The 14,488-nt window shown below is 66.5% G+C and carries 13 protein-coding genes; 5 read left to right on the top strand and 8 right to left on the bottom strand.

Features of this window, described 5'->3' with window-relative positions; translation table 11 throughout:
- The 4 genes from VGD93_RS10705 to VGD93_RS10690 all read right to left on the bottom strand — a co-directional run.
- Positions 1 to 882 (bottom strand): ParB N-terminal domain-containing protein (locus tag VGD93_RS10705; protein ID WP_395011883.1); only part of this gene is annotated, 882 nt, incomplete at its 3' end.
- Positions 883 to 1,701: 819 nt separating this feature from the next.
- The gene (locus VGD93_RS10700; RefSeq protein ID WP_395011881.1) at positions 1,702 to 1,929 is read right to left on the bottom strand and encodes a hypothetical protein; all 228 of its coding nucleotides are present in this window, start codon (positions 1,927 to 1,929) and stop codon (positions 1,702 to 1,704) included.
- Between the two features lie 186 nt (positions 1,930 to 2,115).
- Positions 2,116 to 3,633, bottom strand: a complete 1,518-nt coding sequence (locus VGD93_RS10695) for a sensor histidine kinase (protein WP_395011880.1) — start codon at positions 3,631 to 3,633, stop codon at positions 2,116 to 2,118.
- 44 nt (positions 3,634 to 3,677) lie between these two features.
- Entirely contained in the window at positions 3,678 to 4,025 is a 348-nt protein-coding gene (locus VGD93_RS10690; RefSeq protein WP_395011878.1) for a response regulator, read from the bottom strand.
- A gap of 572 nt (positions 4,026 to 4,597) precedes the next feature.
- Here VGD93_RS10690 and VGD93_RS10685 point away from each other — a divergent pair.
- Positions 4,598 to 4,882, top strand: coding sequence for an RHS repeat-associated core domain-containing protein (locus VGD93_RS10685; protein ID WP_395011876.1), 285 nt, complete (start codon positions 4,598 to 4,600; stop codon positions 4,880 to 4,882).
- Positions 4,883 to 5,308: 426 nt separating this feature from the next.
- Here the strand turns inward: VGD93_RS10685 and VGD93_RS10680 are convergent, their stop codons facing one another.
- Complete coding sequence (locus VGD93_RS10680) at positions 5,309 to 6,226, bottom strand: LysR family transcriptional regulator (protein WP_395011874.1); 918 nt, start codon at positions 6,224 to 6,226, stop codon at positions 5,309 to 5,311.
- Positions 6,227 to 6,327: 101 nt separating this feature from the next.
- Here VGD93_RS10680 and VGD93_RS10675 point away from each other — a divergent pair, with 101 nt between their 5' ends.
- The 4 genes from VGD93_RS10675 to VGD93_RS10660 are packed head-to-tail and all read left to right on the top strand — an operon-like array spanning position 6,328 to position 11,111.
- Entirely contained in the window at positions 6,328 to 7,887 is a 1,560-nt protein-coding gene (locus tag VGD93_RS10675; protein WP_395011872.1) for a proton-conducting transporter membrane subunit, read from the top strand.
- Positions 7,888 to 7,903: 16 nt separating this feature from the next.
- Positions 7,904 to 10,282: a YbcC family protein gene (locus VGD93_RS10670; RefSeq protein ID WP_395011870.1), complete on the top strand. Its 2,379-nt coding sequence runs from the start codon at positions 7,904 to 7,906 to the stop codon at positions 10,280 to 10,282.
- Positions 10,279 to 10,614, top strand: a complete 336-nt coding sequence (locus tag VGD93_RS10665) for a hypothetical protein (RefSeq protein ID WP_395011868.1) — start codon at positions 10,279 to 10,281, stop codon at positions 10,612 to 10,614. Before VGD93_RS10670 ends, VGD93_RS10665 begins: the two co-directional genes overlap by 4 nt.
- Complete coding sequence (locus tag VGD93_RS10660; RefSeq protein ID WP_395011866.1) at positions 10,569 to 11,111, top strand: DUF6671 family protein; 543 nt, start codon at positions 10,569 to 10,571, stop codon at positions 11,109 to 11,111. The genes VGD93_RS10665 and VGD93_RS10660 overlap by 46 nt, the downstream gene beginning before the upstream one ends.
- A 99-nt stretch (positions 11,112 to 11,210) precedes the next feature.
- Here VGD93_RS10660 and VGD93_RS10655 read toward each other — a convergent pair whose 3' ends face one another.
- The 3 genes from VGD93_RS10655 to VGD93_RS10645 form a co-directional block, all read right to left on the bottom strand.
- On the bottom strand, positions 11,211 to 12,143 hold the full coding sequence (locus VGD93_RS10655) for an N-carbamoyl-D-amino-acid hydrolase (protein ID WP_395011864.1): 933 nt from the start codon (positions 12,141 to 12,143) through the stop codon (positions 11,211 to 11,213).
- A gap of 102 nt (positions 12,144 to 12,245) precedes the next feature.
- Positions 12,246 to 13,916, bottom strand: a complete 1,671-nt coding sequence (locus tag VGD93_RS10650) for a dipeptide ABC transporter ATP-binding protein (RefSeq protein ID WP_395011862.1) — start codon at positions 13,914 to 13,916, stop codon at positions 12,246 to 12,248.
- Between the two features lie 53 nt (positions 13,917 to 13,969).
- Positions 13,970 to 14,488, bottom strand: a 519-nt coding sequence (locus VGD93_RS10645; RefSeq protein ID WP_395011860.1) for an ABC transporter permease, incomplete at its 5' end; no start/stop codon positions are given.

The raw sequence follows: 14,488 nt of genomic DNA, 5'->3' as shown, positions 1-14,488 counted from the left end.
GAACGCGATGGCGCCGTCTTTCGATTTTGCGGCGGCATTCCCCAGCGTGAGCCTCAGAAACTCCTCGAACTGAGCCGAGGTCATCTCGCCAGAGGCGAAGGCGAAGTCGCGATGGTGGATCGAACCGAGGCCGCCGACGTGACCGTCGATGGGCACGTTGTATGGAGGGTCCGTGAAGATGAGGTCGGCCCGCTCCTCGCCCATCAGCTTCCCGAGGTCGTCTGGCAGTCGGGAGTCGCCACAGAGGAGGCGATGCTCTCCCAGGAGCCACACGTCACCGGCGGCACTGACAGCCTGATCCGCCAGTTCCGGAATCGCATCCTCGGGCGCATCCGATCCGGTGACCGCCTGCGCTCGCGCCTGGTCGAGCGTCAGGTCGATCTCAGCAAGTGAAAACCCCGTCAGCGTCACGTCAAAATCGAGATCGATGAGTGTCTGCAGCTCGATTGAGAGGATCTCGAGGTCCCATCCGGCGTTCAGGGCCAGCTTGTTGTCGGCAAGGACGTAGGCGCGTCGTTCCTCGGCACTCAGATGCGAGAGCCGTAGCGTAGGAACAGTCTGTAGGCCTAGGTCTTGTGCTGCCAGCACACGCCCATGCCCCGCGACAATCTCCCCCTCGTCGCTGATGAGAACCGGGTTGGTGAAGCCAAACCGCTTGATGCTGTCGGCAATCTGGCGCAACTGCTTTTTCGAGTGGGTGCGCGCGTTGCCAGCGTATGGCTTCAGCGTGCCGATAGGCAGCATCTCGATGGCGGGGGGTGTTTGCATTTTCTCCTCCTGATTCAGGTGGAGAAGAACAATGCTCACTATCTTGCCGTGTGCAACAAGCCCCACGGCGGAGCGCCCGCCGACGAACTCAATCCGGCTCCCGAGACCGGACACTCGTGGCTTCAAAAGGTCTTCGACAGCCCCTCGAAAACCTTCGAAACTTTTGACACCCTTTGAATACCCCTTGAACACCCCTTTAGGAGAAGGGGGCTGTCAAAAACTAAAGCTGTTGAAAACCTCGGTAGGCCACCAAAGCACGCTCTGACAGCTCATCGCGCGATCGCTCGACGGAACTACCGACTCGTGAGCGGTCAGACTGCGGCAGCAGGCGCACGGCCCCCTGAAACGACATCGCCGTCCCACCCGACGACATATCAATCCCGTGGGCGAACATCGCAGTCCCGCGAAGCGTCCACGCTCAACCGCCAAACGACCCCGGCATCCCGCACTGCGGCAGAACGATCCCACGTATCGACCCTGCGATCCCGCGAAACGACATCGCGATCCCGCGAAACGACATCGGAACGAGGCGCAAAATTCCCTGTTCCGCAGCGATGCTGCACCCTCGTGGGTAGTGGACCCTGCCACCCAGTCGATGGTGAAGCCACGGAAATGAAAAGACAATTCTCCGCAACGCAGCGAGGCTGCGCCGGCGGAGCGGAATTCCCTGATATCTCGGTGGATGAGGAAGGAGACTGGTTTCAGTGGACTACGTCCACCGCCATTAAGTCATTGATATTAAAGGATTTTGAGGTTTCGCTGGGGTGCTCTCGCTAACCCCCGGACACGTCGCGTCTATTCGCGCCGCCGGCCGCGCGAAGCCATGTGGAGACCGCCAAATCCGACCCCAAATTCGCGATGCACTCGGCCCTGTCTCCAATGGCCACTTTCGCACTTGGCATTGGCGGCTTTGCCTCAGCATCTACTTGTCGATTATTCGAGCGAGGCGACGACCTGTTCATTCTTGTCGTGGTCCTTGATGCGAACGAGCTCGCCGTGAGCCTCCGGACTCTCCGAGAGCCGGACCAGCTCTTCGAGCTCGATGCCTTCGTCGCGAAGCGCCTTCAGGGCGCTGCGGGGAACCAGGCCTGCGGCGATCCTGAGGATGCCGCCCGGAATGGTGACTGTGGTCGCAAGGTGGCACTCGTCGCCTCGAAACACTCTGATCGTCGCGTCAGCGATCGCTGTTGTCTGCTGACGTTCGGTTAAGCCAGGTGCCCTGCCGCCGGCCGCTACAATCCTCGCGGTGCGTGTTCGCCATCCGTTCTCAACGATCCTAGCCGGGTGGACGCTGACTCAAAGTGTGAAGCCTTGCTGTCAAGTAGCCCGACTGCCCCTCACCCCGCCCTACAACGCCTTTGGCTGGGGCGGGCGGGAAGGAAACCTCATGGAAAAGCGGGCGCCCTGGGCACCACTGTATCGAACCTCGCCATTGAGTTGCGCCGCAAAGCCGTGGACAAGCCTTCGACCGATGCCTTTGGATGGTTGAGTGGGATCGTAGCCAGAACCGTCGTCAACGATGACCAGAGCCGCGAGCTCTGGTTCGACCTGCTTCAGGGATACGAGTATGTTGCCGTGGTCTCGCCCCACAAACGCGTGCTTTAAGGAATTGGTCAGGACCTCGCTGAGGATCAACCCGAGGGGCGCTGCTGCGTCCTTGTCGACGACAACGTCATGCAAGTCCTCGTTGATTTCTACCTTTGGATCGGCCCCATCGCGGATGTTCTGGATCAGGGTGTGCAGGTAGTCCCTGACGCGGACATCACCGAAGTCGCTAGAACGGTAGATGTGCTCGTGAACGGCCGACATTGCGAATATTCGCTTGCTGATGTCTGCGCGTACCTCAGGGGGTATGGGGTGAATCTGCAGCAGGGAGTTTATCGACTGCAGGTTGTTCTTGACCCGGTGATGGATCTCCCTGAACAACGCTTCGTTGTGGTCCAGCGCCTTGGTGAGTGAGCGTTGAGCAGACTGCGTCTTTCTCAGCAGCCGGGCCGTCATCAACGATCCGACCAATACTGCCAGCGCTATCGGAGCGAGCAAGAGGGAGACGACCCATATCGCGTACCATAGGCCGGCCAGCGCGGTGTCGGTGGCAATGGAGGCTATGGCGATATAACCGAGGTCGGGCACCTGGCTGAACCCAACCAGCCGGCTCACGCCGTCAACTGGAGAGGCATTGGAGCTGTACGATCCTGCGGGCGCGGACCGAATTTGCTCCATTGCTGGAGAGGTATTCAGGTTGGTTGGCTCGGCAAGTGGTGGGTTACGGGCGATCACCCAGCCATCTTCTCGCACCAGACTTACCGTCGACCCAGGCCCCAGGTCTTGAGGAGCCGACAGAGTTTCCAGAAGTCCGGTGTCGATGGAAGCGACAATTGCCCCTGAAAACTGGCCGTTGCTGACGATGCGCCTCGCGATGGCGAAGGTGGTTCGTCCTGCAGCAGTCGCCTCCTGCGCGCCGAGCGCCCACTCCTGCCCGTTCGCCAGCACCCGAAAATACTCCCGTTCAGCGATGCTGGAAGGCGTTCGTTCATCGACCTCGCCCTGTGCTCGCCCCGCGGCGTCATACACGGCAATGGTCACATCCGCGGGTAGCTGGGAGGCGCTGTCCTTGATGCTGTCTGCCTGCCCGCCACCGGACGCGGTGGTAGCGTCGAGCGACGACAGGATCGAAAGGATCATCCACCTGCTACCCAGACCCACCACAGCGGCAGAGCGCTCGGCCCTCGCCTTCGCTTCTCGGATGGTGTTGTCGTAGCCTTGGACGCATAGAAAGGTGAAGATGGCGAGGATGACTGCCACCAGCAGTACCGCGCCGGCAATGACCGAATCGGCGGCCTCCCACCGCTGGTGGATGCCCACGCGGCCTTTGTTCGTGACGGATGTGCTAGCCTCCCCCGCTGCGCTCACGTCGGTCGCATCTCCGCTATGGCTGCGTTCAGGATGGTATCGCTGCAGGGCTTCGCCAGGAATCTGGCCCCATCCGGAAGGCTGGCTGCGTCAACCGTAATCTTGCCGGAAACGACTATGATCCGGATGGGCGGCCAAGTAGACGCGGCGTAGTGGGCGAGAGCGATGCCGTCCATGCCAGGCATGTCGACATCCGTGATGATGAGGTCAAAGCGCTCCTGTTCCATCAAGGCGATGGCCGACTTTGCATCGGCGGCCATGTCGGCCTCGTAGCCCCACTCTTCGACAAGGCTCATCAAGCCCAGCCGGATGAGGGGCTCGTCGTCGACAATCAAGATTCTCATGTGACCCCCCTGATCTCGGGCAATAACTCAGGGGCAGGAATTTTGTTCCAGACGGCACGAGCGCCGGCCATGGGGCGTATCAGTGAAACGTCGTCGGGCGGGCCGCTCGAAGCGACGCGCGGTGCATTCCCGCAATCATCCCCAACCCATCCCCGTCTACTCCTCCCATCGCATCGGCAGCCGCCCCCCAGATCAGCCGATTGGCTCTGAGCCCCGTCAGCTGCCGACCGGCAATGCTCGACGATCTCGGGCGACAGGGACGCCAGCGGGAGAGGCCCCCCTTCCCGCTTGGACGTCCTGGATGATGTAGTTTGGCAAGCTCCGCTTGTGCTGCCCAATGCCGGGAGCAGTGCCTCCGTCGATCGCTCGCCGGTCACCGCCATCGTGCGCGCCTGGGACTGGCCGGCAGGCTGACCTCAGGGAAGGCTACCACCATCACTGAGATCTGCGCCGTCGAAGGCTTCACCGATGGCTATGTAAGCCAGCAGCGCTGCACTCCCTGCACCGCGACCACCTGGCCTCGGTGCGGGCGATCACCGACGCTGCCGGCGTGCTCTACCGCGCTTCGGTCCATGAGCCTATGGCGAGCAGGTCGAGACCGTCACCAACCCGCTCACCCCGGCCGAGCCCGAGGGCTTCATCGGCGAGCGCTTCGACGCCGAAGCGGGCTCACGTACCTCCACGCCCGCACCTGCGACGCCATGCTCGGGCGGTTCCTCCAGCCCGACTGGTGGAGCCCCGCCGCCCCCGGCGTCGGCACCAACCGCTATGCCCACGCCCTCAATGACCCCGTCAACCTCTGCGATCCCAACGGGCACCAAGGGTGGCATGTTCGCCCCCGAGCATCCATTCAATAAGGAATCCAGCGAGAGAGACAGGTGCACCGGCATTCCAGTTACCGCGGAGCAGTTTGAGCGCTATTGGGGGCTGGCGGTTGAGCGCGTCGAGCACGAAACGGGCGCCAAAGTCCCGCCTCCAGGGCGGAAGAGTTGAGATGCGTCGTTGGGCAAGGTGCCTGACTCCGCCCATTCGCGCCGGACGCTTGCCAGTGGGAAGGCAGAGGACTTCTCGCCCAAGTGGAGTTCGAGACCACAGGTGCCGAAATGGAATCGCCGTCAGAGGTTTGGTTGGAATTACGGGAATTCGGGAATTACGGTGACAGTGCACTCAATTGATCGACGGAGCGAGTCGAGCGCACGGAAGACGCGTGAGCGAACATAATACTTCGACCGGCGTCGGGACATTGGCATTGGCAGCTCTGCTCTCGGTTCCCGCGCGCGGGGCTAGAACCCGGGGTTGGCCGGCGGTGCAGGGGGGGCGGCGGGGCGCGCGAGGCTGAGCAGTTCGTGCAGCAGGGGGTTGGGGAAGCGCCGGGGCACGGTCACGGCGAGGAATCGCTCGGTGACGCCCTCGAGCCGTGCGGCCTCCAGCAGCGTGCCCTCCGCAAGTTCGTCGCGCACCACGATCGGCGGCAGAATCGCGAGACCGAGATCCTCTCGGGCCAGCAGGCGCAGCATCGCCATGTCGTCGGCTTCCGCGGCGATCCTGGGAACGATGCCGAGGCGCGACGCGAGCGCATCGAAACTCGCCCGCAGAGCCGTATCCATCGCCGGCAGCACCAGGGGCTCCTCCGCCACGAGTGCGGAAACGGGCCGGGGCACGGGCCCCAGGCGTGCGGGGGTTCCGACCAGGCTCACGGGCTGCTCGGCCAGGCTGTGCACCATCCAGGGCGCCTCCTCGCCACGCAAGGGCAGGAGGTTGGTCAGCACCACGTCGAGGCCCAGCGCCGCCAGCGCCTTGAGCAGCTCGGTCTGCGACCCGGAGCGCAGCACGATCTCGACGTCGCTGCGGCCGGCCAGTGGCCGCAGGAAGGACATCTGGAAGTTGCGCGACAGCGTGGCGAGCGCCCCAACGCGCAGCGTGCGCCGGCTGCGACCGGTTTCCCGCAAGGTTGCACTCAGATCCTCGGCCGCGCGGAAGATCGCTTCGGCATGGTCGAGTGCTATTCGCCCCGCCTCGGTCAGGACCAGCCTGCGGCCCCGCCGCTCGAAAAGGTCGTGGCCCAGCGTCGCCTCGAGCAGGCGGATCTGGGTCGACAGCGCCGATTGCGACAGGTGCAGCTGCCGCGCCGCCTCCGACAGCTTGCCGGTGAGCGCGACGGCCCGGAAGAGCCGGAGATGATGCAGATTGAGCACGGTCATTGTTCTATTTCCTGTGCAATCTGGCTCCAAAATATGTAATTTTCTGGAACTTTGGCAACGGCTATTTCCCTTGCGGTCAATGCACCTCAAGGGATCAACCGATGGCTCCGCTCATCGAGGCCGGCTTTCTCGCCCCGTTGCCGCCGCTTCTCGTCGCCGCCCTGGGCGCGATCCTGCGTCGCGATGATCAAGGGCTGGGCCGGCTCGCCGAATACAGCGCCCTCGTCGCACTGGGGCTGACCGTTCTCGGTCTCGCCGGGTTGCTCCTCGGCGGCCCGGCGACGTTCACCCCCGGCCCCATGCTGGCCGCGCTTTCGTTCCGGATCGAGCCGATCGGCGTGACGCTGCAACTGCTCGTCGCCTTCATCGGCTGGATCGTCGTGCGCTACGCCCGCACCTATCTCGTCGGGGTCGAGGGGGGCAGCCGCTTTCATACGCCGCTGCTCGCCACCCTGTCGGCGGTGCTGGTCCTTACCGCCTCGGCCAGCCTGCCCGCCCTGGTGCTCGCCTTCGTCGCCATCGGCATCGGCCTCCGGCAATTGCTTCTCTTCTTCCCCGAGAGGCCGGCCGCGAGGCGTGCCGCTGCCAAGTTCGCCATGGTGTGGGGCGCCGCCGACAGCGCACTGGTGCTTGCCACCGTGCTGCTCATGGCCAGTACCGAGGGCGGCCATCCCGGCGGCCTCGGGACTGCCCCGCAAGGCGGCCTGTCGGCGCTCGGCCAGGCCGCGGTGGCCCTGATCGTGCTCGCAGCAGTGCTCAAGACCGCGGCCTTTCCGCTGCATGGCTGGGTGACCGAGGTCATGGAGGCGCCGACGCCGGTCTCCGCCTTCCTGCATGCCGGCATCATCAATTCGGGCGGCGTCCTGCTCATCAAGCTCTCGCCGATGGTGAGTGCCAGCCCCGGCGCCATGGCGGCGCTGGTCATGATCGGAGGGTTGACGGCACTGTTCGGCGCAGCCGTCATGCTGACGCAAAGCGCGGTCAAGACGGCGCTGGCCTGGTCGACCGTCGCCCAGATGGGCTTCATGTTGCTGCAGTGCGGTCTCGGCCTCTGGCCGCTGGCGCTGCTGCACATCGTTGCGCACTCCTTCTACAAGGCTCATGCCTTCCTCTCTTCGGGCTCGGCCGTGCTGGCGGTGGCGGCGACCCGGCGGCCCGGCCCGGTCGCGGTGCCGGGACCCTGGGCGGTGGGAAGGGCGTTCGTGCTCGCCCTGGGCCTCTATGCAACCGTCGCACTGGTCTTCGCGCTCCTGCTCGGGGCGAAGTCCGCCCGGGCGCTTGCCCTGGGCGCGATCCTCGTCCTCGGCGTCGCCTACCTGGTTGCGCAGGGCCTTGCCGATGCCGCACCGCGCGCGCTGACCCGTCGCACGGTGCTCGCCTCGCTGGGCGCCACGCTGCTCTATTTTGGCTTCCACCGCCTCGCCGACTGGCTGTGGGGCGGGCTGCTCCCCGAGGTGCCCCAGGCCGGCCCGCTCGAATGGGCCCTCATCGTGCTGGCGCTCCTGTCGTTCGCCGTGGTGGCGGTCGTGCAGGCCATGTTCCCCCTGTGGGCGCACCATCCCGTCGCCGCCGGACTGCGCGTCCACCTCGCCAACGGCCTCTATCTCAATGCCATTCTCGATCGGCTGATCGGCGGCTTCGGTGCCGCCGGGAAGCCCTGAGTCTCGGAGCAATTCGATGTACAGCGACATTCTCGCCCCCCACCATTCACGGCTGGAAGCCCTCAGGGCCGCCGCCGACCATGCGGCACGGGCCATTCCACCGGCCTTCCCGCTCACGGCGACCGTGGCGGTGAACCCGTTCCTCGGCCAGGCGGGGGAGGATCTCGCCACCGCCGCGAACCGGCTCGCACGGGTCGCCGGCATCCGGGTGACGCCGGCGCGGAAGCACTATGCAAAGGGCCTCGCCAAGGGCGACATCACCGATGCGGATCTGTCTTCCGCGCTTGCGGCGTCGAAATCGCCACTGCGGCCTCTCGATCTGGCCGGGCTCAAGGCCGCGCTCGGCGTCGAGCCTGCCGCGCCGAGTGCGCAGCCCACCATCGCGACGCTGGCACAGAACCTGACCGGCACGGACTGGAACGCCGTGATCGAGAAGTGCCTGGGCCTGTGGGCCGCTGGTCACTTCGATCGCGGGCAAGCCCTCTGGCTGCCGACGCCCTGCCAAGGCGCCTACGCTGCCTGGCGCGAATGGGCCATCAACGACCTGACGCCGGAGATTGCCGGCCTCCGGGGCTTCTGCGCCCACGTCGCGGCCGCGCCCGACACGGCGGAACGTGCCATTCTGCGGGCGGCGGATCGGCTCGGCCTGACCGAGGAGGCGGCGCCCATGGCTTTCCATCGGCTCCTGAGCGATCTGGGCGGGTGGGCGCAGCATGCACGCTTCCTGCTGTGGCAGGCCGAGCTCGAAGGCGAAAGCGACACGACGCTGCTCGAACTCCTTGCCATTCGTCTGGTCTGGGAGGAAGCCTTGCTTGCGCACGCGCCCGAGGTCGGCGCGGCGTGGAACAAGGTTGTCGCGGCCCATGCCAGGCCGGTGGCACCTACTGCCGATGCCGTCATCGATGCCATCCTTCAGGATGCGGCCGAGCGGGCCCACCAGCGCCGGCTGGCGGGCTGCCTTTCCACCTCGCAGGCCGGCCCCCGGGGGCGGCCGGCCCTGCAGGCGGCATTTTGCATCGATGTGCGGTCTGAGGTCCTTCGGCGCGCCCTCGAAAGCCTTGACCCGTCCATCGAGACCCTGGGCTTTGCCGGGTTCTTCGGTCTTCCACTCGCCCACCGCGCGCATGGAACCGACGCGCTGGACAGCCATCTTCCGGCCTTGCTCAAGCCGGTCCTGACGGTCTCGAGCCATGCGGCCGAGGGGGCCGAATCGGCATTCCGCGTTGCCGCGCGGGGGAAGCGCGCCTGGGGCCGGTTTCGGCAGGCCGCCGTCTCCTCGTTCGCCTTTGTGGAAGCCGCGGGGATTGGCTACGGCGCCAAGCTTCTGTGCGCGGCCCTGGGGATCCAGGGCGCAGACCATGCCGCCGGCCAGTTGCCCCGGTTCGAACTGCCGCTGCCGGTGACGGCCAAGGCCGATATCGGCGCGAAGGTGCTTGTCTCGATGGGGCTTACCGCCAACCAGGCCCGGCTGGTGCTTCTTGTCGGCCACGGCACGCAGGTCACCAATAATCCGCACGAAAGCGCTTATCACTGTGGGGCCTGCGGCGGCCATAGCGGCGAGGTCTCGGCGCGCGTGCTCGCCGATCTGCTCAACGATGCCGAGGTCCGCAGGGAACTCGCCGCCCGGGGAATGCCTCTTCCGGCCGACACGCTCTTCGTTGCGGCCCTCCATGTCACCACGACCGACGAGGTCCGCCTGTTCGTCGATACGGCCGCGCCATCCCACGCCGGAGACCTGGCCAGGGCGCGGGCCTGGCTGGCGACGGCCGGCGCGATGACGCGCATGGAGCGGGCCACGCGCCTGCCGGGCGCGACCGCCGGCACCGTCGCCAGGCGCGCGCTCGACTGGGCCGAACTGCGGCCCGAGTGGGGCCTCGCGGGCTGCGCCGGCTTCATCGCCGCGCCGCGCACGATCACGCGGGCCCGCGATCTTGGCGGCCGCTGCTTCCTTCACAGCTACGACTGGACGACGGACAAGGACTTCAAGACGCTCGAGCTCATCCTTACCGCGCCGGTGGTGGTGGCGAGCTGGATCAGCCTGCAGTACTACGGCTCCACCGTCGCCCCCGAGGTTTTCGGCGCCGGCGACAAGCAACTCCACAATGTGGTCGGCGGCTTCGGCGTCGTCACCGGCAACGGCGGGAGGTTGCGGACGGGCCTTCCGCTCCAGGCCGTTCATGATGGCGTGGCCTTTGCGCACGAGCCGCTGCGGCTGTCCGTCCTGGTCGAGGCGCCAACCGAGGCGATGGACGACATTCTGGCGCGCCATCCCGCGGTGAGAGCGCTGTTCGACAACGGCTGGCTGCACCTCTTGGCGCTCGACAAGGGCATTGTCGTTGCCCGCTATAGGCAGGGACTTAGCTGGGAGCGAGTGGCGACACTGGAGGCGGCATGACCCTGCCGGACCGGGTCGCACTCGGCACCAAGCACGGCAAGGCCGCCGCCATTGCGCCGCCACTCGGCCGAGCCGGCATTGCCGTATCGGTGCCCGCGGGCCTCGATGCGGACGCGTTCGGCACCTTTACCGGCGAGGTCCCGCGGTTGGGATCCATGCTGGATGCAGCCCGCGCCAAAGCCCGGGCGGCCTGCGAGATGACCGGGCTCGAGGCCGGCATCGGCAGCGAGGGCGGTTATGGTCCACATCCGAGCGTACTATCGTTCCGCTCGGACGTGAGGTCCTGTTGCTTTGGCATCGCGCCGACGGCCTGGAGATCGTCGAGCAGGTGATCGACCCCCAGCCGCGCTTTGCGAGCTGTCGCGTCGCCGGCCTCGATGACCTCGATATCGTGTTTGCCCGGTTCGATTTCCCCCGGACCAGCCTCGTCGTCTCGGCGGCACAGGGCGGCAGCTACAGCAAGGGGCTGAGAACGCTGCCCGAACTGATCGACGCGATCAGGTCGGCCATCGCCCGCTCAGAGGACGGGCATGCCTTGGTCCAAACGGACATGCGGGCCAACCACAATCCCCGCCGCATGCAAACGATTGGCCGGGCCGCCGAGGCCCTTGCCGGCAGGCTGTCTCGGCACTGCCCGAAGTGCGGGAGCTACGGCTGGGGGCTGGTCGACGTGGACTGCGGGCTTCCCTGCGCGGCCTGCGGCACGCCGACCACGCTGGTCAAACACGAAATCCACGGCTGTCCGGCCTGCGGGCACACCGTCCGCCATGGCAGAGGCGACGGCGTCTGCGCTGCCGACCCGGGGAACTGCCTGCACTGCAACCCTTGAGGACTGCCGCGAGGGGGAGCTGCCCTCGCCGAGGGGCGCGGGGCTGGTGTCCCCCGGGGAGACGTCCGCACCGGAGCGTGGCCCCGGCGCGGACCGGCCCTACCAGGGCCGCCGGGCCCCGCGCTGCGCGGTGATAAGGCCGTAGGCCTCGGGCCGGCGGTGGCGCTCGAAGTTGAATGTGGTGCTCTTGTAAGAATGGCACAGGTCCAGATCGCAGCGGGCGACCGCCAGTTCGTCGCCCTTGGTCGAGCAGGCGGCCACGATCTCGCCCGAGGGGGCGATGATGGCGCTGCCGCCGATCATCTCGATGCCTTCCTCGTTGCCGGCCTTGGCCACGCCCACCACCCAGGTGCCGTTCTCGTAGGCGCCCGCCTGCATCACCAGGTGGTTGTGGAACATCGACAGGTCGTCGTGCTCGGGGGCCGGCGGATTATGCACCGGCGTGTTGTAGCCGAGCATGATCATCTCGGCCCCCTGCAGCCCCATCATGCGGTAGGTCTCGGACCAGCGGCGGTCATTGCACAGGGCCATGCCCATGACGCCGCCGAAGGCGTCATAGACGTCGAAGCTGGGGCCGGGCTCGAAATAGTATTTCTCGAGGTGCTGGAAGCGGCGCCAGGGCTCGTTCTCGGCGTGGCCGGGCAGGTGCACCTTGCGATACTTGCCGGCAATCGATCCGTCCCGCTCGACCAGGATCGAGGTGTTGTAGCGACGCTTGCGTCCCGCTTCGATCACCATCTCGGCATAGCCGAGATAGAAGCCGATCTGCAGGTCGCGGGCCGTGTCGAACAGCACCTGCGTTTCCGGCCCCGGCATCTGCGTCTCGTAGAAATGCTCGGCCAGGTCCAGGTCTTCCTCATACCAGCGCGGAAAGAAGGTGGTTAGCGCCAGCTCGGGAAAGACGACGAGGTCGCAACCCATGGCCTTGGCCCCGTGCAGATGGGCAAGCAGGCGCTCGACCACCTGGGCACGGCTGTCATCCCGGGCGATGGGGCCGAGTTGACCGGCTGCGACGGTGACGAATCTGGGCATGTTTACTCCTTCGTAGTCGATCTGCCCGTGCCGCCGGCGAGCGCCTTGGGCCAGGCAGAAGGTGCGGGGTGTGGCGCCGCCCCCTGGCCGGGCGCGGCAGGTTCAGGCATAGGCGCGAAAATTCTTGAAATCCCAATGCAATCCCGGCGCCGAGCCGATGAGCTCGCGGGTGTAGTCCTGCTGCGGATGCGTGATCACCGCGGCCGGCTCGCCCATTTCGACGATGCGCCCGTGCTGCATGACGACGATGCGGTCGGAAATCTGGGCCGCCACGCGCAGATCGTGGGTGATGAAGACGATGGCCACGCCGGTGCGCCGCTTGATGTCCATGAGCAGGTCCAGCACCTGCTCCTGCACCAGCACGTCCAGCGCCGAGACGGACTCGTCGGCGATGAGGATGTCGGGCTCCATGACGATGGCGCGCGCCAGGCACAGGCGCTGGCGCTGGCCGCCCGAGAACTGGTGGGGGTAGCGCTCGAGCACCTCTGCCTCGAGCCCCACCAGCGACAGCATGCGGACGACGCGCTGGCGCGCCTCGGCGGGGTCGACGCCGGCGTTGCGCAGGCCCTCGGTCAGCGATTCGCCGATGCGGGCGCGGGGGTTCAGCGACCGGAACGGGTCCTGGAAGACGATCTGGATACGGCGCTTGTCGGCAATGCCGCGCCTGGCGCAGCGCCCGGCCAGGGATTGGCCGCCAAGACGGATCTCGCCCTCGCTGGGCTCGATGAGGCCGATGATCGAGCGCGCCAGCGTCGACTTGCCGGAGCCAGATTCGCCGACGATGCCGACGATCTCGTCGCGCGCGATGTCGAGCGAAACCTCCTTGAGCGCATGCACCTGCCGGCGCTTAGACAGGAAGCCGCCCAGTTCGTAACGCTTGCTCAGCGCGCGCACGCTCAGCAGGGTCTCGCCCGTGTGCGGGGCACGGGCCGGCGGGTGGATCGAGGGGACCGACGCGATCAGCGCCCGCGTATAGTCGTTCGCCGGCCGGCTGAGGATGGCGTCGCGGCTACCGATTTCGATCAGTTCACCCCGGCGCATCACCAGGATGCGGTCGGCGATCTCGGCCACCACGCCGAAATCATGGGTGACGAAGATCACCGAGGTGCCCCGCGCGCGCTGCAGCTCCTTGATCAGGGACAGGATCTGTTTCTGCGTGGTGACGTCGAGGGCGGTCGTCGGCTCGTCGGCGATCAGCAGCCGCGGCTCGAGGATCAGCGCCATGGCGATCATGATGCGCTGGCGCTGCCCCCCCGACAGCTCGTGCGGGTAGGAGGCGTGGATGCGCGGCGGGTCGGGCAGGCCGACATCGGCGAGCATCCTGAGCACGCGGGCGCGGCTTTCGGCCTTGCTGCAGCCGGGCTCGTGCAGGTGGATGACCTCGGCGATCTGGTCGCCGACGCGCTGCACCGGGTTGAGCGAAGTCATGGGTTCCTGGAACACCATCGACATGCGCACGGCGCGCAGCTTGCGCAGCTCGGCCTGTGAGAGTTCGAGCAGGTTGCGCCCGTCCAGCACGATCCTGCCCGAGTGCACCTTGAGCGCATCCGGCGGCAGCAGCCCCATGATGGCGAAGGATGTCAGCGACTTGCCCGACCCCGATTCCCCCACGATGCACAGCGTTTCGCCGGCGGCTAGCTCGAATGACAGCCGGTCGACGAGGCGGCGCGGGGAAGGGCCGGTGGTGGTGATCACCAGGTCTTCGACGCTGAGGACGACGTCCGGCTGCCCGGCGGCTCCGGGCCGAGGGGGCGGGGCGTGAAGGTCTGGCATGGCGGGCCTCGTCTGCGGCGGCGTCGGATGGGGGGAGGCGGGCTGCATGGGTGTCAGAGCCTCGCCGCGAGCTTGGGGTCGAGCGCGTCGCGCAGGGCGTCCCCCAGAAGGTTGATGCTGAGGATGGTGATCGACAGGAACAGCCCCGGATAGATCACCGGCCCGGGCACCAGCTGGAAGAACTTGCGCCCTTCGGCGACGATATTGCCCCAGGATGGTATCTCGGGCGGGATGCCGGCGCCGAGGAAGCTGAGGATTGCCTCGAGCAGCACCGCCGAGGCGAAGACGTAGGTTCCCTGCACGATCAGCGGCGCGAAGGTGTTGGGGAACATATGCTTGATCAGGATCGTATGGGTCGGGGTGCCGAGCGTCAGCGCCGCCTCGACATAGGGTTCGTTGCGCACGCTGAGGATGACCCCGCGCACCAGTCGGGTCATGCGCGGGATTTCGGGGATGGCGATAGCGACAAGCACCGTCATGAGGCTGGCGCCCGAAACTGCGACCAGGGCAATGGCGAGCAGGATGCCCGGAATCGCCATGATCCCGTCCATCACCCGCATGATCATGGCATC

It is taken from the genome of Devosia sp., assembly GCF_036406155.1.
Taxonomy (GTDB): domain Bacteria; phylum Pseudomonadota; class Alphaproteobacteria; order Rhizobiales; family Devosiaceae; genus Devosia_A.
The sequence above is the reverse complement of the archived record's forward strand: the minus strand, read 5'-3'. Positions and strand labels throughout refer to the sequence as shown.

Bases quoted from the DNA above. Each gene is read 5' to 3' on its own strand.
- VGD93_RS10690 (WP_395011878.1), bottom strand. From the start codon at position 4,025: ATGAGAATCTTGATTGTCGACGACGAGCCCCTCATCCGGCTGGGCTTG.
- VGD93_RS10685 (WP_395011876.1), top strand. From the start codon at position 4,598: ATGAGCCTATGGCGAGCAGGTCGAGACCGTCACCAACCCGCTCACCCC.
- VGD93_RS10680 (WP_395011874.1), bottom strand. From the start codon at position 6,226: ATGACCGTGCTCAATCTGCATCATCTCCGGCTCTTCCGGGCCGTCGCG.
- VGD93_RS10675 (WP_395011872.1), top strand. From the start codon at position 6,328: ATGGCTCCGCTCATCGAGGCCGGCTTTCTCGCCCCGTTGCCGCCGCTT.
- VGD93_RS10670 (WP_395011870.1), top strand. From the start codon at position 7,904: ATGTACAGCGACATTCTCGCCCCCCACCATTCACGGCTGGAAGCCCTC.
- VGD93_RS10665 (WP_395011868.1), top strand. From the start codon at position 10,279: ATGACCCTGCCGGACCGGGTCGCACTCGGCACCAAGCACGGCAAGGCC.
- VGD93_RS10655 (WP_395011864.1), bottom strand. From the start codon at position 12,143: ATGCCCAGATTCGTCACCGTCGCAGCCGGTCAACTCGGCCCCATCGCC.
- VGD93_RS10650 (WP_395011862.1), bottom strand. From the start codon at position 13,916: ATGCCAGACCTTCACGCCCCGCCCCCTCGGCCCGGAGCCGCCGGGCAG.